Annotated in this window: 17 protein-coding genes and 1 pseudogene; 6 read left to right on the forward strand and 12 right to left on the reverse strand. The window is 52.5% G+C overall.

Annotated elements, in window-relative coordinates; translation table 11 throughout:
- Positions 1-34: 34 nt before the first annotated feature.
- The 5 genes and pseudogenes from sspB to zapE all read right to left on the reverse strand — a co-directional run.
- Positions 35-505: pseudogene (gene sspB, locus FDX11_RS24235) on the reverse strand (ClpXP protease specificity-enhancing factor); the annotation flags it as partial.
- A 5-nt stretch (positions 506-510) separates the two neighbouring features.
- On the reverse strand, positions 511-1,149 hold the full coding sequence (gene sspA, locus FDX11_RS24240) for a stringent starvation protein SspA (protein ID WP_003025132.1): 639 nt from the start codon (positions 1,147-1,149) through the stop codon (positions 511-513).
- 316 nt (positions 1,150-1,465) lie between these two features.
- Positions 1,466-1,858: a 30S ribosomal protein S9 gene (gene rpsI / locus FDX11_RS24245; protein WP_003025138.1), complete on the reverse strand. Its 393-nt coding sequence runs from the start codon at positions 1,856-1,858 to the stop codon at positions 1,466-1,468.
- Positions 1,859-1,873: 15 nt separating this feature from the next.
- Complete coding sequence (gene rplM, locus FDX11_RS24250) at positions 1,874-2,302, reverse strand: 50S ribosomal protein L13 (protein ID WP_003025141.1); 429 nt, start codon at positions 2,300-2,302, stop codon at positions 1,874-1,876.
- A 218-nt stretch (positions 2,303-2,520) separates the two neighbouring features.
- Entirely contained in the window at positions 2,521-3,648 is a 1,128-nt protein-coding gene (gene zapE, locus FDX11_RS24255; RefSeq protein WP_042311321.1) for a cell division protein ZapE, read from the reverse strand.
- A gap of 192 nt (positions 3,649-3,840) precedes the next feature.
- On the opposite strand from zapE, the gene zapG reads away from it, so the two are divergent.
- The 3 genes from zapG to degS all read left to right on the forward strand — a co-directional run bounded on the left by zapG (position 3,841) and on the right by degS (position 6,932).
- Positions 3,841-4,239 carry a Z-ring associated protein ZapG gene (zapG, locus tag FDX11_RS24260; protein ID WP_003025147.1) on the forward strand — a complete coding sequence of 133 codons (399 nt, stop codon included), beginning with the start codon at positions 3,841-3,843 and terminating at the stop codon, positions 4,237-4,239.
- Between the two features lie 168 nt (positions 4,240-4,407).
- The gene (gene degQ, locus FDX11_RS24265) at positions 4,408-5,775 is read left to right on the forward strand and encodes a serine endoprotease DegQ (RefSeq protein ID WP_042311323.1); all 1,368 of its coding nucleotides are present in this window, start codon (positions 4,408-4,410) and stop codon (positions 5,773-5,775) included.
- Between the two features lie 89 nt (positions 5,776-5,864).
- Positions 5,865-6,932, forward strand: coding sequence for an outer membrane-stress sensor serine endopeptidase DegS (gene degS, locus FDX11_RS24270; RefSeq protein ID WP_042311325.1), 1,068 nt, complete (start codon positions 5,865-5,867; stop codon positions 6,930-6,932).
- A 94-nt stretch (positions 6,933-7,026) separates the two neighbouring features.
- Here degS and mdh read toward each other — a convergent pair whose 3' ends face one another.
- Complete coding sequence (mdh, locus tag FDX11_RS24275) at positions 7,027-7,962, reverse strand: malate dehydrogenase (RefSeq protein ID WP_038634337.1); 936 nt, start codon at positions 7,960-7,962, stop codon at positions 7,027-7,029.
- A gap of 436 nt (positions 7,963-8,398) precedes the next feature.
- Here mdh and argR point away from each other — a divergent pair, with 436 nt between their 5' ends.
- Positions 8,399-8,869, forward strand: coding sequence for a transcriptional regulator ArgR (gene argR / locus FDX11_RS24285; RefSeq protein ID WP_003025162.1), 471 nt, complete (start codon positions 8,399-8,401; stop codon positions 8,867-8,869).
- 374 nt (positions 8,870-9,243) lie between these two features.
- A complete protein-coding gene (gene yhcN, locus FDX11_RS24290) occupies positions 9,244-9,510 on the forward strand; it encodes a peroxide/acid stress response protein YhcN (protein ID WP_042311328.1) in 267 nt (88 codons plus the stop codon).
- 56 nt (positions 9,511-9,566) lie between these two features.
- On the opposite strand, the gene FDX11_RS24295 is transcribed toward yhcN, so the two are convergent.
- From FDX11_RS24295 to aaeX, 4 genes are all read right to left on the reverse strand, one after another.
- Complete coding sequence (locus FDX11_RS24295; protein WP_061382532.1) at positions 9,567-9,845, reverse strand: hypothetical protein; 279 nt, start codon at positions 9,843-9,845, stop codon at positions 9,567-9,569.
- 117 nt (positions 9,846-9,962) lie between these two features.
- Positions 9,963-11,930 carry a p-hydroxybenzoic acid efflux pump subunit AaeB gene (gene aaeB, locus FDX11_RS24300; protein WP_061382533.1) on the reverse strand — a complete coding sequence of 656 codons (1,968 nt, stop codon included), beginning with the start codon at positions 11,928-11,930 and terminating at the stop codon, positions 9,963-9,965.
- Between the two features lie 5 nt (positions 11,931-11,935).
- The gene (gene aaeA, locus FDX11_RS24305) at positions 11,936-12,868 is read right to left on the reverse strand and encodes a p-hydroxybenzoic acid efflux pump subunit AaeA (RefSeq protein ID WP_042311334.1); all 933 of its coding nucleotides are present in this window, start codon (positions 12,866-12,868) and stop codon (positions 11,936-11,938) included.
- A 7-nt stretch (positions 12,869-12,875) separates the two neighbouring features.
- Complete coding sequence (gene aaeX / locus FDX11_RS24310) at positions 12,876-13,079, reverse strand: p-hydroxybenzoic acid efflux pump operon protein AaeX (protein WP_003025177.1); 204 nt, start codon at positions 13,077-13,079, stop codon at positions 12,876-12,878.
- Between the two features lie 184 nt (positions 13,080-13,263).
- On the opposite strand from aaeX, the gene aaeR reads away from it, so the two are divergent.
- On the forward strand, positions 13,264-14,193 hold the full coding sequence (aaeR, locus tag FDX11_RS24315) for an HTH-type transcriptional activator AaeR (RefSeq protein WP_038634351.1): 930 nt from the start codon (positions 13,264-13,266) through the stop codon (positions 14,191-14,193).
- A gap of 86 nt (positions 14,194-14,279) precedes the next feature.
- Here the strand turns inward: aaeR and tldD are convergent, their stop codons facing one another.
- Entirely contained in the window at positions 14,280-15,725 is a 1,446-nt protein-coding gene (tldD, locus tag FDX11_RS24320; protein WP_032940819.1) for a metalloprotease TldD, read from the reverse strand.
- Positions 15,726-15,872: 147 nt separating this feature from the next.
- Positions 15,873-19,673: an AsmA2 domain-containing protein YhdP gene (yhdP, locus tag FDX11_RS24325; RefSeq protein WP_137398647.1), complete on the reverse strand. Its 3,801-nt coding sequence runs from the start codon at positions 19,671-19,673 to the stop codon at positions 15,873-15,875.
- Between the last annotated feature and the right edge of the window lie 76 nt (positions 19,674-19,749).

Consider the following 19,749-nt stretch of genomic DNA (forward strand, 5'->3'; position numbering starts at 1 on the left):
GGGCCTGTTTTCTTATTTCACTCTTTATTTCACTACGCGTAGCGCTGGGCGCGTCATCCGGATCGTTGTCGTCGCTGTTGTCAGGCTTATCGCCATCAATGACCGACATGACCGTTTCACTCTCAAAACCAGACGCTTCGTTGTCGTCATCATTTAAGCTGGCGACATCTTCGTCGTAGGCGGCTTCCGGTTCAAACATCGTACCGGCACCGTTTTCACGAGCATAAATAGCCAGAACTGCAGCCAGCGGGACGGAAACCTGACGCGGCACACCACCGAAGCGCGCGTTAAAGCGTACTTCGTCATTTGTCAGTTCCAGGTTCCCCACCGCGCGCGGTGCAATATTCAGAACTATTTGCCCGTCACGTGCGTATTCCATCGGAACCCGCACGTCCTGGAGCGTCACATCCACCACCAGATGCGGCGTGAGCTGGTTGTCTAACAACCACTCATAGAATGCGCGCAGCAGATACGGACGGCGTGGTGTTAGCTGTGGCAAATCCATACAGGTTAACCCCGGCCCAGACGCATTTCACGTTCAGGCTCAGTCAGAGAAGCCAGGAAAGAATCACGTTCAAAGACGCGAGTCATATAACCTTTCAGTTCTTTCGAACCGGCACCGTTGAATTCAATACCCAGCTGCGGTAAACGCCACAGCAGCGGCGCCAGGTAGCAGTCTACCAGGCTGAACTCATCGCTCAGGAAGTAAGGTTTCTGACCGAATACTGGCGCGATTGCCAGCAGCTCTTCGCGCAGACGCTTACGCGCGACCTCGGCTTCAGAAGCGGAACCGTTCACGATGACGTTCATCAGCGTGTACCAGTCTTTTTCGATACGCTGCATGTACAGGCGGCTTTCACCACGCGCAACCGGGTAAACCGGCATCAGCGGCGGATGCGGGAAGCGCTCATCCAGGTATTCCATAATGATGCGAGATTCCCACAGGGTCAGCTCACGATCCACCAGTGTCGGTACGCTCTGATTCGGGTTGAGGTCGATCAGATCCTGAGGTGGATTGTCCTTCTCCACGTGCTCAATCTCGAAACTAACACCTTTTTCAGCCAGCACGATGCGGACCTGATGGCTATAGATGTCAGTAGGACCAGAAAACAGCGTCATTACCGAACGTTTGTTGGCAGCGACAGCCATGAAAACCTCCAGGTATATTCAGAATTTTTACTGCTACCAGCCACTCAGTGGCCAGCCAGAAGTGATGTCACCCAGACTCAGGAAAGCCATTACTGTTCAAAATACAAACAAAAAATGAGCGATACCTGACATTTGGGCAGAAAATTGGATGATAGTTTACCAGATTTTGTGACCTTTGTGGTGAGTCGATTCTTGAAATGGGGAAAAAGAGGTGGCAATCAGCGGATTACCGTGCTTCCACGGGGAGCAATAGTGATAAAAAAACCCGCCGAAGCGGGTTTTTTCGCAAATTGTTGTCTGCCGAAGCAGAAAGCAATTAACGTTTGGAGAACTGCGGACGACGACGTGCTTTACGCAGACCGACTTTCTTACGTTCAACCTGACGAGCATCACGGGTAACGAAGCCAGCTTTACGCAGTTCGCCACGCAGGGATTCGTCGTACTCCATCAGAGCGCGGGTGATACCGTGACGGATCGCACCAGCCTGACCAGAGATACCACCACCTTTAACAGTGATGTACAGATCCAGTTTCTCAACCATGTCGACCAGTTCCAGCGGCTGACGAACTACCATGCGGGCAGTTTCACGACCGAAGTACTGTTCCAGAGAACGTTGGTTGATTACGATTTTACCACTACCCGGTTTGATGAAAACGCGAGCTGCGGAACTTTTGCGGCGACCAGTGCCGTAGTATTGATTTTCAGCCATTGCCTATAATCCCGATTAGATGTCAAGAACTTGCGGTTGCTGTGCCGCGTGGTTGTGCTCGTTGCCAGCGTAAACTTTCAGTTTACGGAACATAGCACGACCCAGCGGGCCTTTTGGCAGCATGCCTTTAACCGCGATTTCAAGCACACGCTCAGGACGGCGAGCAATCATCTCTTCAAAGGTCGCTTGTTTGATACCACCGATGTGACCGGTGTGGTGATAGTACACTTTGTCAGTACGCTTGTTGCCGGTTACAGCAACTTTGTCAGCGTTCAGAACGATGATGTAATCACCAGTATCTACGTGCGGAGTATATTCCGCTTTGTGCTTACCGCGCAGGCGCAGAGCCAGTTCGGAAGCCAGACGGCCCAGAGTTTTACCGGTCGCGTCAACAACATACCAGTCGCGTTTTACGGTTTCTGGTTTAGCTGTAAAAGTTTTCATTAAAAGCTTACCCAAATAAATAAGTTACACGTTGGTGAACACCCAAACGTTTTGTCAGTTGAGGTTCACACGACATTGTCCAGCAAACCTACCCCTTCGAATAGCCTATGCCGGCGCATAGAAAGTTTTGGGAAAAAAACTCTCTCGTAACGTGGGGTCGCAAGATTATAGAGAAGTCAGGGTCAAAGATCGACCCCTTTATGTGATTTGCGGCAGGTTTAACCGGCTAAATGTTCCCGCTTCAGGTACTCCTCGCTTTGCATCTCCTGCAAACGCGACAAACAACGCTGGAATTCAAACTTCAGACGCTCGCCCTGGTAGATCTCATATAAGGGAGAGGCCGCACTCACCACCAACTTGACGTGGCGTTCGTAGAATTCATCCACCAGCGCGATAAAGCGTCGCGCCTCGCTTTCCATCAGCGGGGTCATGACCGGCACATCAAACAACAGCACCGTGTGGAACAGACGCGACAGCGCAATATAGTCATGCTGACTACGGGCATCGACGCAGAGCGTGGTGAACGACACCGCCAGCGTTTGGTTTTCGACGGCCAGCGTCGGCAACGGACGATGGTTAATCTCCAGCGTCGGCGCATGCTCACTTTTGGTTCCCGCTAGTGCCAGCCACAGCTTATCCATCTGCTGGCGGGTTTCCTCATTCAGAGGCGACAACCACAAATGTGCCTGCGTTAAGGTGCGCAGACGATAATCGACGCCGGCATCAACATTCATGATGTCGCAATGCTGCTTGATGGCATCGATGGCAGGAAGAAAACGCGTGCGTTGTAAACCGTTGCGATACAGGTCGTCCGGAGGAATATTGGAGGTCGCCACCAGCGTAATGCCTCGGGCAAATAGCGCCTTCATTAAGCCGCCAAGCAGCATGGCGTCGGTGATATCAGAAACAAAAAATTCATCGAAGCACAGCACGTCCGTTTCGGCCTTAAAGCGGTCGGCAATGATTTCCAGCGGATCGCTCTGCCCCTGCAGGGCGGTAAGCTCTTCATGGACGCGCAGCATAAAACGGTGAAAGTGCAAACGCTGTTTACGCCCGCCCGGCAGACTATGGTAGAACAGATCCATCAGCCAGGTCTTCCCGCGTCCGACCCCGCCCCACATATACAAACCACGCACCGGCGGGTTGGTCGGCGACTCACGCTTGCCCAGCAATTTGCCAAAACGCGCCATCAGACCATTCTCCTGCGGGGCAGGACGAGCTGGCGTCGTTAACGCCTGGAAAATGGTTTCCAGTCGATTCACGGCTTCTTGTTGTACGCTGTCGGGCTGATGAGTGCCGTCTGTAAGGGCTTGTTGGTAACGCGATGTCGGGGAAAGGCTTTGCATGATGTTATTGTTATTCCTTGAGAATCGATGTGCCGTCGCTCACGGTTGACGAAAAAAAGGCCGTTCTACATTACGTGATATAAACACGGGATTCCACTTCTACGGGATTAGCGGTTATAGTGGCATAATCAGGCGCAGGCATGGAGCCTAAAGCCAACACCCTACGGAAACACAAGACAACGGGAGATGTTCATGACCTGGGAATATGCGCTAATTGGGTTAGTCGTCGGTATCATTATTGGTGCTGTAGCCATGCGTTTTGGTAATCGTAAATTACGCCAACAGCAGGCATTGCAGTACGAACTGGAAAAAAATAAAGCTGAGCTGGAAGAGTACCGCGAAGAGCTGGTAAGCCACTTTGCCCGCAGCGCTGAATTGCTGGATAACATGGCGGACGATTATCGTCAGATCTACCAGCATATGGCGAAAAGCTCGAGCAACCTGCTGCCGGGTATGTCGCCGGAAAACAACCCGTTCCGTAATCGTCTGGCAGAGTCCGAAGCTGGCAACGATCAGGCGCCGGTTCAGATGCCGCGTGACTATTCTGAAGGGGCCTCCGGCCTGCTGCGTAGTGGCGCAAAGCGCGACTAAACGCACATCGTTAAGAAATTTATTGGGCGCAGTAATTGCGCCCTCCGCTTCTCTTCCCGTCCCAGCTATTATTTAGTCGTTAGCCTCATTGTGACCAAACCGAAAATTCAATAACATCAAACTGTTTTGAATCATCTTCCGTTTACTCAAGGTACGAGAGCAGGATCCATGAAAAAACAAACCCAGCTGTTGAGTGCATTAGCGTTAAGTGTCGGGTTAACTCTCTCGGCGCCATTCCCGGCCGTTGCGTCGATTCCCGGCCAGGTTCCCGGTCAGGCTGCGCTTCCCAGCCTTGCCCCGATGCTGGAGAAAGTGTTACCTGCCGTGGTGAGCGTTAGGGTCGAAGGCACCGCTGTTCAAGGACAAAAAGTCCCGGAAGAGTTTAAAAAATTTTTTGGTGATGAGCTTCCCGACCAACCTTCACAACCTTTTGAAGGGCTGGGCTCAGGGGTCATTATTGATGCCGCAAAAGGCTACGTCCTGACCAATAACCACGTCATTAATCAGGCGCAAAAAATCAGCGTTCAGCTTAATGATGGCCGAGAGTTCGACGCGAAGCTGATCGGCAGTGACGATCAGAGCGATATCGCCCTGCTGCAAATTCAACACCCCAGTAACCTGACGCAAATCGCCATTGCCGACTCCGACAAACTCCGCGTGGGTGATTTCGCGGTGGCCGTGGGTAACCCGTTCGGTCTCGGGCAAACCGCCACTTCCGGCATTGTATCGGCATTGGGTCGCAGCGGGCTGAACCTGGAGGGTCTGGAAAACTTTATTCAGACCGATGCGTCCATCAACCGGGGCAACTCCGGCGGCGCGCTGCTTAACCTCAACGGTGAGTTGATTGGCATTAACACCGCGATTCTGGCCCCCGGCGGCGGCAGCATCGGGATTGGCTTTGCGATCCCAAGCAACATGGCGCGCACGCTGGCGCAACAGTTGATGCAGTTTGGCGAAATCAAACGCGGTCTGTTAGGGATTAAAGGTACCGAAATGACCGCCGACATCGCCAAAGCGTTCAATCTGAATGTGCAGCGCGGGGCGTTTGTCAGCGAGGTTCTGCCCAACTCAGGTTCTGCCAAGGCGGGAGTGAAATCCGGTGACGTCATTACCAGTCTCAACGGTAAACCACTCAGCAGCTTTGCCGAACTGCGTTCACGCATTGCGACAACTGAACCAGGAACCAAGGTCAAACTGGGGCTGCTGCGTAACGGTAAACCACTGGAGGTTGAAGTCACCCTGGATACCAGCACATCATCGTCCGCCAGTGCGGAAATGATCGCCCCTGCGTTGCAAGGCGCTACGCTCAGCGATGGTCAGTTAAAAGATGGCACTAAAGGCATCAAAATAGATAACGTTGAAAAAAGTAGTCCAGCCGCACAGGCTGGTCTGCATAAAGATGACGTTATCATTGGCGTTAACCGCGATCGCGTAAACTCGATTGCCGAAATGCGTAAGGTGCTGGAAGCGAAACCGGCGATTATCGCTCTGCAGGTGGTTCGCGGTAACGACAGTATTTACCTGCTCCTGCGGTAATGCATTAAACCGGACATCAGCCCCCCGTGTGATGTCCGGTTAACTCGTGATATGCTGCTGCCGTTCCCTTTTTTAATGACGCCGCCATCATGTTTGTGAAGCTTTTACGTTCGGTCGCGATTGGTTTAATCGTCGGCGCCATTCTGCTGGCGGCGATGCCCTCTCTGCGCAAAATTAATACCCTTACTACACCGCAGTTCGACAGTGCAGATGAAACGCCCGCCAGCTATAACTCGGCGGTTCGCCGTGCTGCTCCTGCCGTCGTTAACGTTTATAACCGCAGTATGAACAGCACAGCACATAACCAGCTTGAGATCCGTACGCTCGGCTCAGGCGTTATCATGGATCAGCGCGGCTATATCATTACCAATAAGCACGTCATTAATGATGCCGACCAAATCATCGTCGCACTGCAGGATGGACGTGTATTTGAAGCGCTGCTCGTGGGTTCTGATACGTTAACCGACCTTGCGGTGCTGAAAATCAACGCGACTGGCGGCCTGCCGACCATCCCCATTAATAACAAGCGTGTGCCGCACATCGGTGATGTGGTTCTCGCCATTGGTAACCCGTACAACCTTGGGCAAACCATTACCCAGGGGATTATCAGCGCCACCGGCCGTATTGGCCTGAACCCGACAGGGCGGCAAAACTTCCTGCAAACGGATGCCTCCATCAACCACGGTAACTCCGGCGGTGCGCTGGTCAACTCACTGGGGGAACTGATGGGCATTAATACGCTGTCATTTGATAAGAGCAACGACGGCGAAACCCCCGAAGGTATTGGCTTCGCCATTCCGTTTCAGTTGGCGACCAAAATCATGGATAAGCTGATTCGTGACGGGCGCGTGATTCGCGGCTACATCGGCATCAGCGGTCGTGAAATTGCGCCACTGCACGCGCAGGGCGGCGGAATGGATCAAATTCAGGGGATCGTGGTTAACGAAGTGGCTCCGGACGGTCCGGCAGCGCAGGCCGGCATTCAGGTCAACGACTTGATCATTTCAGTCAATAATAAACCGGCGGTATCCGCGCTTGAGACCATGGACCAGGTTGCCGAAATTCGCCCAGGTTCGGTCATCTCCGTCGTCGTGATGCGCGATGACAAACAGCTGACGCTGCAGGTGACGATTCAGGAATACCCTGCGACAAACTGACGTTAGCACCGGATAACGTACTTTATCCGGCTATAAAAGTGTGGTGCATAAAAAAACCGGAGCCAGGCTCCGGTTTTTTATTTTCTGGCAGTTCTTACTTAACGAACTCTTCGCCCAGAGTGATATCTTTCTTCAACGTGTCCAGCATGCCTTCCAGCGCGCTTTGCTCAAACGCACTCAGCTTACCGATAGACTGACGTTCTTCTACGCCGTTTTTACCCAGCAGCAGCGGCTGAGAGAAGAAACGAGCATACTGGCCGTCGCCTTCAACGTAAGCACATTCAACCACGCCTTTTTCGCCGCTCAGTGCGCGAACCAGTGACAGGCCGAAACGTGCTGCGGCCTGACCCATAGACAGGGTAGCAGATCCGCCACCGGCTTTAGCTTCCACAACTTCAGTACCCGCGTTCTGGATACGTTTGGTCAGGTCAGCCGCTTCTTGCTCGGTGAAGCTCACGCCAGGAATTTGTGACAGCAATGGCAGAATGGTCACGCCAGAGTGGCCGCCAATAACCGGGACTTCAACGTCGCCAGGCTGTTTGCCTTTCAGTTCCGCAACAAAGGTATTGGAGCGGATAATGTCCAGCGTGGTCACGCCAAACAGTTTGTTCTTATCGTATACGCCTGCTTTTTTCAGCACTTCTGCAGCGATAGCAACGGTCGTGTTCACCGGGTTGGTGATGATACCGATACATGCTTTCGGACAGGTTTTAGCAACCTGCTGCACCAGGTTCTTCACGATACCGGCGTTGACGTTGAACAGGTCGGAACGATCCATACCCGGTTTACGCGCGACACCCGCAGAGATCAGTACTACATCAGCACCTTCCAGTGCAGGGGTAGCGTCTTCACCGCTGAAGCCTTTGATTTTCACAGCAGTAGGGATATGGCTCAAATCAACGGCCACACCAGGTGTTACTGGAGCGATGTCGTACAGGGAGAGTTCTGAACCTGAAGGCAGTTGGGTTTTTAACAGTAATGCTAGCGCCTGACCGATACCACCAGCAGCGCCGAGGACTGCAACTTTCATCCTAAACTCCTTATTATATTGATAAGCAAAGTGTCTATTGCTCCGCGGCGGCGACCTTAATCCACAAATCCAACGAATACAACAACCACGCGTCAAGAATGCGTAGTCACGCAAATTTGGCTTTTATGCATTTAACTTACGTAAAATAAAACCTAAGTTACGTAATTCAAAAGCACCCGCACAGTAGAGCAACTTTCCAACAGGTGCTGACAATATACCCTACCCGCCTCTCAAAACAACATCAATTTGATAACAATTAATTTACTTTTAACCTTATTTGCGCGCCGTGACACAGGCATGTTTCTTGATAACGAAATTTGATAAAATTCCGCTCTTTCATAACATTATTTCAGCCTTTACCAGGGCAGACCGTTTGCATAAAAATTCATCTGTATGCACAATAATGTTGTTTCTACCGCCATATTACGGGTGACTTATGCGAAGCTCGGCAAAACAAGAAGAATTAGTGAAGGCGTTTAAAGCGCTACTTAAAGAAGAAAAGTTCAGCTCTCAGGGCGAAATCGTCCTCGCATTGCAGGATCAGGGCTTTGATAATATCAATCAGTCCAAGGTTTCACGCATGCTGACCAAGTTTGGCGCGGTGCGTACCCGCAATGCGAAAATGGAAATGGTGTACTGCCTGCCGGCAGAGTTGGGGGTGCCTACAACCTCCAGCCCGCTGAAGAATTTGGTACTGGATATCGACTATAACGATGCGGTCGTGGTTATTCACACCAGCCCCGGCGCTGCTCAGTTGATTGCCCGTCTGCTGGATTCGTTGGGTAAAGCGGAAGGTATTTTGGGAACGATTGCCGGTGACGATACCATCTTCACCACACCAGCTAAGGGTTTTACGGTAAAAGATCTGTACGAAGCCATTCTGGAGCTGTTCGAACAAGAACTGTAATGCCTTCTCCCCGTCGTCTCCCGGCGGGGAAAAACCTCTACTTTCCCCTCTTTGTTCTATTTTCCACTGCCATTCATTTAACAAATGGTGCGTTTAACCGCTAAAACTCATTCACACAGTGAATATGAAGGCTGAAAAACGCACATTTTGCAAAATCCAATATCCCATTGATTTTACTTAATTTATTTCTATATGGTAGTTAAAAAGGCTGATTTTAATTCCTTTTAGTTATAAAAAAGAATCTCTTTAAAACTTAATAACCACAGAAACAATTAGCGTGGTATTAATTTATCGCGTTATTAGTGTATACTTGATTTTGTGATGAGGGTCACGAAACAAGACCCACAATAAAAGAATTCGACGAGGTAAATATCATGAAAATCAAAACTACTGTTGCAGCTTTAAGCCTTCTTTCTGTTCTCTCTTTCGGTGCAAGCGCCGCGGTTACTCAGGTGAACTCACAAGAAGCACAGAACCTGCAATCCATGGGTAGCATCTCCGTATCTCAAATCGGTAGCTCACCAATGGATATGCGTCAGGCTATCGCCGCTAAAGCTGAAAAAGCGGGTGCCAGCAGCTATCGCGTCACTGAACTCCGTGAAGGTGCTCACTGGCACGCGACTGCAGAACTGTACAAATAAACCCTCGTCGTCTAAACCGACGACTTGCCCCCGCCTGCCGGGGGCTTTTTTATGTATTACATTGAGTGACGAACATTAAAACGTAACTGCCCTTCCAGCTCTTCTTCCGCTTCATCGAACAGTAATATTAATGCGCCGTATCGCCTGCGTAGTTTGTCCGGCAAATGGATAAATTCAATCTCCACCGGCAGCGGCAAGACTTCTCCGGTAACGACCTCCCACAGAGAATCTAAATCGACCACTTTTTCCCGGGCCAGACCAAATGCGCGCGTGAACTCGCGGTAGAAATCCCCCTGGTCTTCAATCTCGTCAAAATCAAACGTATAGATGTTCATCTATAGCCACCATCCCGACGCCAGTCACTCTACGGACCACCAATATGCAGGGCCTCCCGCATTTCAGGTAAGTATAGTCATAAAAAAACCGACGCTTCTGGCATCGGTTTCTTGTGCTTAATTGCTGGTCAGCGCGTGCTGGTATTTGTGTAGCATCCCGCTGAGTCGTTTTACCGGTTCCGTCACCTGTGGAGGGGCTTGCCAGATGATTAACTTCTCCTGATAGATCTCAAGCTCTTCCAGCAGCTGGCTAAAGTAGCGTCGGCGTTTATCGTCATTTCCTGCTGAAATCACATGATCGGCGGTGCGACGCAGCTGGCGATGGAACGCAGATAAATCCTCATTTACCGGTATCGGCGCATCGCGCAGACGCTGATGCGCGATAATCATTGTCAGCGCCAGACGAAACTTCGCCAGGTCGCCGGGGAATTTGTTCATCAGTAAAAACAGCTGCTGATAAAGCGCCGGAAGGTGGTTTTCTTTACGACGAACCACGTTGGTGGTCATTGCCGAAACCGCCGCGGAGACAAACTGGTTGAGCAACACGCGACCGGTTCTGTCACGCGAGTTATCACGCACCAGCAGAATGACGAGAAACGCCAGCACACAACCAACAATCTGTCCCAACGCACTGTCAAGAAACTGGCTAAAGTGGAAGGTCATAGGATTATCCAGCACGATGATATTAATGGTACTGGCCAGCGCCCCCATCGATCCCAATCGCCGTTTCTGCACCTCGATTCCAAGAAAGAACCCCAGCACCGCCAGGCTCAAACACAACAACAGCATACTTTGCTGCGTGTTGGGGATAATTACCAGAAAATAGAGCGCGCCGAGCGGTAATGCCGCCAGCGTACCGTAGATAAAGTCTATCGCCACCATCCGGGGGTTGGGTAAGCGCATTGCCAACGAGGTGACGACCGCAATCATAACCATCGCGCCGCTGCCAGATGTCCAGCCGGTCCACAGCCAGAACAAGGTTCCCAGCACACAGGAAAGGGTGGTGCGCCAGAAGTTGACCATCGCATGGTGACGTTCGGCTGATTCAACTTTAACCACCGGCTCGCCCTGCAGGATCTCTTCTTCCGTCGCGCTAATTTTTGTATTACTCACCACACCGCGCTTCAGTAACAGGTAGCGCGTCGCCGCACCTGCCCAGCTATAAATCGTTACCGGTGTTTCACGTTCGCCGGTCCAGACAATTACCCGACGCATCCGCTTCAACTGTTTATGGACATCCTGCACCGTTTCAACCGGTGTGTCGAACAACTCGCGGAAGGTGTCAGTGATCAGTTCCGGGCGGGTATTTTGAATAAGGTAAGTTTCACAGGACTGAGTAATAAGCGTGAGCGACAGCGTGTTTAATGCTTTGAGCCTGCGATTAGCACGCACCCAACGTGAAGACTCCATATTGAGGTTGCTGCGCATCCCCTCCAGCGCCGCCGTGCGACGGACTAAATCGCCCCAGGCTTTGTCCACTTCTTCACTGTCGCCATGCTTTATACACAACTGCATAAGCTGATACTGCGCCACCAGCAGGCTGTCCAGTTCGACATCAATTTCCTGTTTCACCGAGCGGGGTGAAAAGAGCAGATCGGCAACAATGGCACAGACAATCCCCATCACAATCTCGCTACAACGTTCGAGCGCAAATTGCGGCGTCAACAGCGGTTCAGCCTGGATAGTAATGACGATGATCAGCGCCGTATAGCCCGAAAGCCCCCACGCATAGGAATTCTCGATCTTCACTAGCGACGAGATCCAGGTACAAAAACCGGCCCAGATACAACACACCAGGATCATCAATAACGGGGCGCGGATCATGCTGATAATAATGATCAGTGCGGCAATACAGCCAATAAATGTCCCGACGATACGCAGCATCCCGCGATAGCGGATAGCGCCTGAATAGGGTTCCCCACCGGCGGCAAAAGCCGGACCAGCTGCCACAATTGCCGCGGTCAACACCGCCCAGCGCGGGGTCTCAAGCTGAAAGTGAAAACCAACGAACAGCGCCAGGACAATCGCGCACGCCAGTTTTACCGCGAAGCGGATATGCTGGTTGGCAATGGAAAAAATACCCATCGCAATTAACCAAACTCGCGCAGGCGGTGCGCCATTTTACGGAAGAAGGATTCTTGACTGGCATCGCGATCCTGCTTACCGGTGATAACAACGGTAGCCGTCGTCCCGGCTGGCCACAGAGTTCCCTGCTGCTCATCAAGACGAATGCGCACCGGCACACGCTGTGCCAGACGGACCCATTCAAGATTGGAATCAATGGTCGCCATACCTTTTGCGTCCCGCGTGCTGCTGGCATTCGTTACGCCAGCCGCCACGCTATCAACGGTACCTTTCAACACATTATTGCTACCAAGCGGGGTAATTTCAGCGCGATATCCAGGGCGTACGCCTTCCAGCTTGGTTTCTTCCATATACGCCAGGACATAGAACGAATGCTGTTTTACCAACGCCACCGCCGTGGAGCCACGGGTAATAAATTCGCCGCTGTAGACATTCAGGTTAGTCACCCAACCATCCGCTGGCGCACGAATAACGGTACGTTCAAGATCCAATTTTGCCAGATCGCGGGTCGCTTGTGCCTTCGCCAACTGGTGTAATACGGTTTGCAGTACGTTGTTAGACTGATCAATCTCTTCACGAGACATGGCCTGCACGCCCAGACGGTTACGACGACCGGCTTCCTGACGTTTTTCCTGCGCCAGAACCTGGTAATAAGAGACGTCGGCTTCGGCCTGTTCGAGGGCTTTTTGATAGCGCGGCTGGTCGATGGTAAACAGGACCTGATCCTTTTTCACCAGTTGGTTATCATGGACGTTAACGTTGGAAATAAGACCCGCAACGTCCGGCGCAATGGCAACGACATCTGCGCTGAAACGCGCGTCACGCGTCCACGGCGACTCGGTGTAGAACACCCATGCGCGGAAAATAGCGATGAAGGCCAGAATGACCAGTACGAGAGTCATGGCCGTACGGGAGAGTTTTTTTGTTAGTGTTTTCACTTCAACCTCAAACGAACAGGCGTGTTATTAAATAGAACAGGCAGCAATACAGCGCGGTATTAAACAGAGCCGGATGCCAGACAAAATCATAAATGCCAGTGGGAACCAGCACCCGGCGCACCAGCCAGAAAATCGCCAGTGACAAAAGCAATTCGAAAAAAATCGGTGGGAAGGACAAACCAAACACCACGATAACGGGAAACAGACTCATGTTGACCTTGGTAGCTTAAGAGAGTGCAGGTGATAGATTTTCTAGCGTATGTCACCGCAGAGAAGGGCAAGGATGAGCCAGGCGAGAGCGACATAGCCGTTATTTGAATAATAATATATTAACGTAACTGTTATGCTGTTATCTATATTATGTGATCTAAATCACTTTTAAGCCAGAGTGAATAATGGAACGATTAAAACGTATGTCGGTGTTCGCCAAAGTTGTCGAACTGGGTTCCTTCACCGCCGCCGCAAGACAGCTACAAATGAGCGTTTCATCGATAAGCCAGACGGTCTCTAAACTGGAAGATGAGCTACAGGTCAAACTGCTAAACCGCAGTACGCGCAGCATTGGGCTAACCGAAGCCGGTAAAATTTATTACCAGGGCTGCCGTCGAATGCTGCACGAAGCGCAGGATGTGCATGAGCAGCTGTATGCCTTTAATAACACTCCTATCGGCACGTTGCGTATTGGCTGTTCTTCAACCATGGCACAAAATGTCCTCGCCGGGCTGACGGCGAAAATGCTGAAAGAGTACCCCGGCCTGACGGTAAATCTGGTCACCGGCATCCCGGCACCGGATTTAATTGCTGATGGCCTGGATGTGGTTATCCGCGTCGGCGCTTTACAAGACTCCAGCCTGTTTTCACGTCGTCTGGGAGCCATGCCGATGGTGGTCTGCGCCGCTAAAAGTTATCTCGCCCAGTTTGGCGTCCCGGAAAAACCTGCCGATCTCAGCAATCACTCATGGCTGGAATACAGCGTTCGCCCGGATAATGAATTCGAGCTTATCGCCCCGGAAGGGATCTCCACCCGCCTGATTCCAGAGGGGCGCTTCGTCACTAACGATCCGATGACGCTGGTGCGCTGGCTGGCCGCAGGCGCGGGCATTGCTTATGTACCATTGATGTGGGTGATCAATGAGATCAATCGCGGCGAAGTGGAGATCCTGCTTCCCCGCTACCAGTCGGATCCGCGTCCGGTCTATGCGCTGTATACCGAAAAAGACAAACTGCCGCTTAAGGTTCAGGTAGTGATTAACTATCTGACGGATTATTTTGTCGATGTGGCGCAGCTGTTCCAGGGAATGTATGGTCGAGGGAAAGAGAAATAAGAAGAGTCCAGGCCGGATAAGGCGTTAACGCCGCATCCGGCAAGATGCCCGATGGCACTGACGCTTATCGGGCCTGGATCATGATGTTATGCGGTGCCGCCGACCGTCAAATTATCGACCTTCAGCGTCGGCTGACCCACGCCAACCGGCAGGCTCTGGCCTTCTTTCCCACAAACGCCTACGCCGTTATCCAGTTTCAGATCGTTACCCACCATCGAAATTTGCTGCATCGCTTCGATACCGGAGCCAATCAGCGTCGCGCCTTTCACCGGTTTGGTCACTTTACCGTTTTCAATCAGATACGCTTCGGACGTCGAAAACACAAATTTCCCGGAGGTGATATCCACCTGGCCGCCGCCAAAGTTAGGCGCATAAATACCGTATTCGACAGATTCGATAATTTCCTGCGGCGTAGACTTCCCTGGCAACATATAGGTGTTGGTCATACGAGGCATCGGCAGATGCGCGTAAGATTCACGGCGTCCGTTCCCCGTAGGTGCCACGCCCATCAGGCGCGCATTCAGTTTGTCCTGCATGTAGCCTTTCAGAATACCGTTTTCGATCAGCACGTTATACTGGCCCGGCGTACCTTCGTCATCAATAGCCACGGAACCACGACGGTCCGCCATGGTGCCATCATCCACAACGGTACACAGTTCTGACGCGACCAGTTCACCCATATGGCCGCTAAATACGGAGGTGCCACGGCGGTTAAAGTCGCCTTCCAGACCATGACCGACCGCTTCGTGCAGCAGAACGCCAGGCCAGCCAGCGCCGAGTACCACCGGTAACGTACCGGCCGGCGCAGCTACCGCCGAGAGATTGACCAGCGCCATGCGTACAGCCTCTTTCGCCCACGCGTCGGCACGAACGTCACCATCAAGATCGCCAAGGAAATAGTCATAGCCAAAGCGACCGCCGCCACCGCTCGCGCCGCGCTCACGTTTACCGTCTTCTTCGACCTGTACGCTGACCGACAAACGCACCAGTGGACGGACATCCGCGGCCAACGTACCGTCGGTCGCCGCCACCAGAATCAGCTCATAAACACCGGTCAGGCTGGCGGTTACTTCCTGAACGCGCTTGTCGGCAGCACGCGCAACGCTGTCAACGCGACGCAGAATATCCAGCTTCTCTTCGCGGCTCATGCTCTGTAATGGATCGACCGAAGTGTAAAGCGCCTGATGCTCTACCGCACCCAGCGTTTTTACTTTGCCATCGCCGCTGTCGCGCACAATAGTCCGGGCAGCATGCGCACTTTGCTCCAGCGCCAGCAGGCTAATCTGGTCTGCATAGGCAAACCCCGTTTTTTCGCCGCTGATGGCACGCACGCCAACACCCTGATCGATATTGTAAGAACCATCTTTAATGATGCGGTCTTCTAAAACCCAGGATTCGTGATAGCTCGACTGAAAATAGAGATCGCCGTAATCAAGACGGCGTTCGGCCAGTTGGCCCAGGATGGCAAACAGATCCTGATGTTTCAGGCCATTCGCCGCTAGCAATTGTTCACTTACCAGGTTCAGACTCATCGTTTTGGTTACTCATTTAATTCTGCCGGATGGCGGCAAAAACGCCTTATCCGGCCTACGTTGTTAGGCTACTGTAGGCCGGATAAGCGCTGCTCCATCCGGCAATACTATGTACTGAGATTGGGGCAATTACTTGCCCCCGTCAAATCATTGCTGGCTTTCTTTGCGCGGCTGGCGCAGAACTTCGTTAATCTGCGGCTTATCAACCGGACCGGTGATACGGTAACGCAGAATCGAAACTTTACTCCACAGCGGTCCCAGAACCTTACTGGCGGCAAACACCGCCGCGCCGACAATCGGGTTAACGGCGAACGCGGCGGCAACCCCAACGGTGGCAGAAATTTCAGGTGCGACAACCGCTTCCATATCCAGTTCACGGCGTACCAGATTCACCGAGCCTTTCATCGCGATGTCGGCTTCCAGACCGTCCACCAGCGTGTCGTCGGTATGCATCACGCCATCTTTAATCCACGCCGTGCTGCGAATAGAGTCGAAATAGAAGCCTTCACTGAAGGTATCGCTAAAATCAAAGCGCAGTTTACGTAGCAACGCGTCAAAGCTTAACAAGCGTAACAGCTGCCCCGCATGTCCGGTACTAAGTTCGGTAAGCTCACCTTTGCCCAATCGGGTGCGCAAAATCCCATTCAGCGACGCTTCATCCGGATCCCACGGTGGATTACGCCAGTGCAGGTCGTACTCCACATTGAATGAAGAGTTACGAATCGGCGTCGATACGCCAAAGAAACCGGCGGCAGAGTCAATTTTTTTGCCGTTCAGTTTTCCCTTCAGTGACGTACGCTCTTTACCCGGCACATTCACCCATTCGCCGTCGGCTGTCAGTCTGGCAAAGCCGGTATCCAACAGACCGTTGCTCAACGTGAGCGTATCGCCTTTGATCGCCACATCGGCATCAATACGTCCATATTTCTGTCCCCACAGCCAACACTCTGCACAGCGGAGCTGAACATCCGGCCAGCCACGGAAGCTGACGTTATTGATGGTAGAGAAAGGCGACGCTGGCGCTGTACCGGGAGACGGCTTTGCGGCGCTCGGGTTGTAATAAAGATATTTAATGTTCGCCAGCCACGGGGCGTTATTGCGCATAGCCAGCGTGGCGTTAATCTCACGCCCCTGCGCCTGCACGCTGGAACCGCTGCCCGAAGGCTCAGACACAATACTCAAATTATTCCACTGCTGCCCCCCCAGAGACAACGATGGCGTACGTACCGTGATACGCTGTGGGAAGTTGGCGTTCGAGCCAACGTTATCCGCAGCGCCTTTCTGGAACAATGCCAGCCATTGCGCGCCATCCATAGGGGGAAGATTGAGTTCAATGCCTTGCTGATCGGGTAATGCGGGCACGGTGCGGCTTTCCGACGTCCAGATAGCGCGGTCAAGGGTCAGCTTCTGATTCAGCAGCCAGTGACTGTTAAAGTGATTCTTGCTCCCTGCATTGCCGGTGAGATCAAAGCTACGCAGATTGCCGTTGGCCTTCACGTTTACCGGCAGAGCCTCGCCGGCCGCCTTATTCAGTGGAGCGGGTAAGTGACTACTTACATTCTTCAGGTCACTCTTTAACGCAATGTCGTAGGTCGCCCCGGCATGGTACGGAAGATTGATGCCCACCTTGCCATTCCACGCCATACTGCCGCTTAACGCATCGTTCACCTGCGGCGGCAAAATCCCCATACGGTTTGGCTGCCAGTCGCCTTGCAGATTCACCGCCACCTGATAGGCTTTAGCCCCTTCGGTAGTGGAAAAGTCGACGTTCAGCGGCTGATTAAACCAGTTTGCCGTCATCGGCTCGCTCTGCAGATCGCCGTTCACAAAGCTGAATTTACCGGTCAAATTCTTCAACGTGCTGTCGAGCGGTTTAATAAACAGACTGTTATTACGCAGATTGACGTCACCTTTGGCCGTAACCAGCGAGCCATCCAACGGGATATCGAGATGTAAGCGAGCATTCACATCTCCATCAATCTGCAACTGTTCAAGCGTGGCGCCAAGAGAATCTTTTAGCGGCGTATCATCAAAATAAGGTCCAACCGCTTTGCCCGGCCCGTTGATGTCGGCATCAATCAGCAGCTTTTCTTTTGCATAGTCGGGAATATTGGCCGTCAGGTTACTGGCTTTTACGCCGCCTAAATTAACGCCATCCGTTTTCATCCACAGACCGTCGTTAATGAAGTTCAGTTCAATATTGAGGTCAGTCAACGCAGGCCAGTCGGGCTGGAAGGCGAATTTAGCATTGCGTAGCGGCACCAGGACCTGAAACTGCCCTTCATTGTGCAGATACGGGAACAAATGCGGGTTGCCGCCATACACCAGCGTGGCATTATCCGCTTCGCCACCCTGAATCGCGCCGCTGAGGTAGTCAACCAGCTCTTTGCCCATCAGATTTTCCGGGAAGTAGCGCCAGGCCTGAGAGCCGTCATCAGTACTGATCCCCGCCAGAATGCCTAACCATGGCTCGTCACCGGTCGGTTGCAGATAGCGAAAACCACCGCGCGCATGTACCGCTTTCGCTTTGACATCAATGTTGCGCCCATCTAACTGAAAACCTTTATCATTCTTCAGCCAGCTTAGCGTCGCCACGCCGTTTTCTATTTCCAATGGTGCGCGGAAGACAGTCTCATACGGCATGCGGGCTTGCTTGATGGAGGCAGTAAGCGCACCATTTTCCACGCTGCCCGCCAGCGTACCAGAGAAATGCTCAGCCCCCGGTAACAACTTCCACTGTTTCCAGGCCAAATTGGTCCATGCAGACTGAAAGCGGGTTTTTTCTGTCGCCTGTAACGGGATATCCAGCGCCAGCACATCTATTTTGCCGCTCGGCTGCGTGGCGCGCCAAATATCACCCAGCGCAGGCGATAACCTTGAGGCCATCGGGCGCAACCCTTCTAATCCAGCCAGTTCCAGATTACTGGCACGAATACGAAGCTCGTCGCTGCGCTTGTTATTCTCACCACCGACTTCCCGCTCCGGGATCCAGGCCAGCGTTAACGCCCCGCTCGGCCAGGGTTTATCATCCATGGTGATACGGGTATCGGGAATAGAGAATTGCCAGCCCGGTTGTTCCCGGCTGATGTGCGCCGTCAGATTATCAACAGAGAGCGTATGCGTGCGGTTTTCACCCAGCCAGCTGGCACCGCCTTTTTTCAGCCAGACATCCCCCCCGGAGACGACGCCTTTATTGATCGTCATCCATGCTTCCAGGCTAAAACGCGCGGTTTGCAGCGCGACATTATCCTGCATCCATTTGCCCAGCCACGGTTTGACGTCAATGTCGTCGGCCTGCAACCAGACCCGACCATTATTCAATAGCCCATTATCGTCGCGCAGATCCATGCGCACCTGCATAACGCCATGCTGCCCAGTCAGACTGGAAAGACTGACCTGACCCTCAGCACGATGCCGGTTTTTACCGTTCAGCCAGGTAAGCTGAGGAATCGCCAGTTCCGCGCGCTGGCCTGAGAGGGTTAAAAAGCTAATTTGACTGTCGCGGAGATCGAAATGATCAAACTGACGCAGGAAGAGATCGCTGAGGTGACCCGCTTCAATTCCATCTCCGCTTTCACTACTCTGGATGGGGGTATTGGTGCGCAACTGCAGTTGCCAGAAGGTGAGATCGCGAAACTGCCAGCGCATGTGCAACAAACTTTGCCAGACATCCAGCGCTAACGTGACGCGTTTTACCGAAAACTCACCGCCGTCTTTGAGCTGCGCGTGGATATCACGCGCCTCAAGCGTAGGGCCGAAATTTTGCCAGTTGGCGGAAAGTTGGCTGGCAGAAACGGGCAAACCGGTCGCGGATTCAATCTTACTGAGAATGGCCGGACGCCAGCTATCAAGATGAGGTAGCGCAAGGCGTAGTCCACTGACCAGCAGCGCTGCAATGACAACGAATGCGGCTCCAGTGAGCAGTAATATCCCCGGCAATCGCCTCACGCGCCTCTCCTTGTCTGCAAAAAAATGTGACTCACACCCCTTGAGTGTATATTGCCGGATGGCTGCGCTTGCGCCT

The sequence above is a fragment of the Citrobacter sp. wls714 genome (assembly GCF_005281025.1).
GTDB lineage: Bacteria > Pseudomonadota > Gammaproteobacteria > Enterobacterales > Enterobacteriaceae > Citrobacter > Citrobacter werkmanii.

What these genes read in the sequence shown, in the direction of transcription:
- degQ (WP_042311323.1), top strand. Translation starts at nt 4,408, where the DNA reads ATGAAAAAACAAACCCAGCTGTTGAGTGCATTAGCGTTAAGTGTCGGG.
- degS (WP_042311325.1), top strand. Translation starts at nt 5,865, where the DNA reads ATGTTTGTGAAGCTTTTACGTTCGGTCGCGATTGGTTTAATCGTCGGC.
- zapE (WP_042311321.1), bottom strand. Translation starts at nt 3,648, where the DNA reads ATGCAAAGCCTTTCCCCGACATCGCGTTACCAACAAGCCCTTACAGAC.
- yhcN (WP_042311328.1), top strand. Translation starts at nt 9,244, where the DNA reads ATGAAAATCAAAACTACTGTTGCAGCTTTAAGCCTTCTTTCTGTTCTC.
- tldD (WP_032940819.1), bottom strand. Translation starts at nt 15,725, where the DNA reads ATGAGTCTGAACCTGGTAAGTGAACAATTGCTAGCGGCGAATGGCCTG.
- rpsI (WP_003025138.1), bottom strand. Translation starts at nt 1,858, where the DNA reads ATGGCTGAAAATCAATACTACGGCACTGGTCGCCGCAAAAGTTCCGCA.
- aaeB (WP_061382533.1), bottom strand. Translation starts at nt 11,930, where the DNA reads ATGGGTATTTTTTCCATTGCCAACCAGCATATCCGCTTCGCGGTAAAA.
- FDX11_RS24295 (WP_061382532.1), bottom strand. Translation starts at nt 9,845, where the DNA reads ATGAACATCTATACGTTTGATTTTGACGAGATTGAAGACCAGGGGGAT.
- aaeX (WP_003025177.1), bottom strand. Translation starts at nt 13,079, where the DNA reads ATGAGTCTGTTTCCCGTTATCGTGGTGTTTGGTTTGTCCTTCCCACCG.
- sspA (WP_003025132.1), bottom strand. Translation starts at nt 1,149, where the DNA reads ATGGCTGTCGCTGCCAACAAACGTTCGGTAATGACGCTGTTTTCTGGT.
- argR (WP_003025162.1), top strand. Translation starts at nt 8,399, where the DNA reads ATGCGAAGCTCGGCAAAACAAGAAGAATTAGTGAAGGCGTTTAAAGCG.
- aaeR (WP_038634351.1), top strand. Translation starts at nt 13,264, where the DNA reads ATGGAACGATTAAAACGTATGTCGGTGTTCGCCAAAGTTGTCGAACTG.
- rplM (WP_003025141.1), bottom strand. Translation starts at nt 2,302, where the DNA reads ATGAAAACTTTTACAGCTAAACCAGAAACCGTAAAACGCGACTGGTAT.
- mdh (WP_038634337.1), bottom strand. Translation starts at nt 7,962, where the DNA reads ATGAAAGTTGCAGTCCTCGGCGCTGCTGGTGGTATCGGTCAGGCGCTA.
- zapG (WP_003025147.1), top strand. Translation starts at nt 3,841, where the DNA reads ATGACCTGGGAATATGCGCTAATTGGGTTAGTCGTCGGTATCATTATT.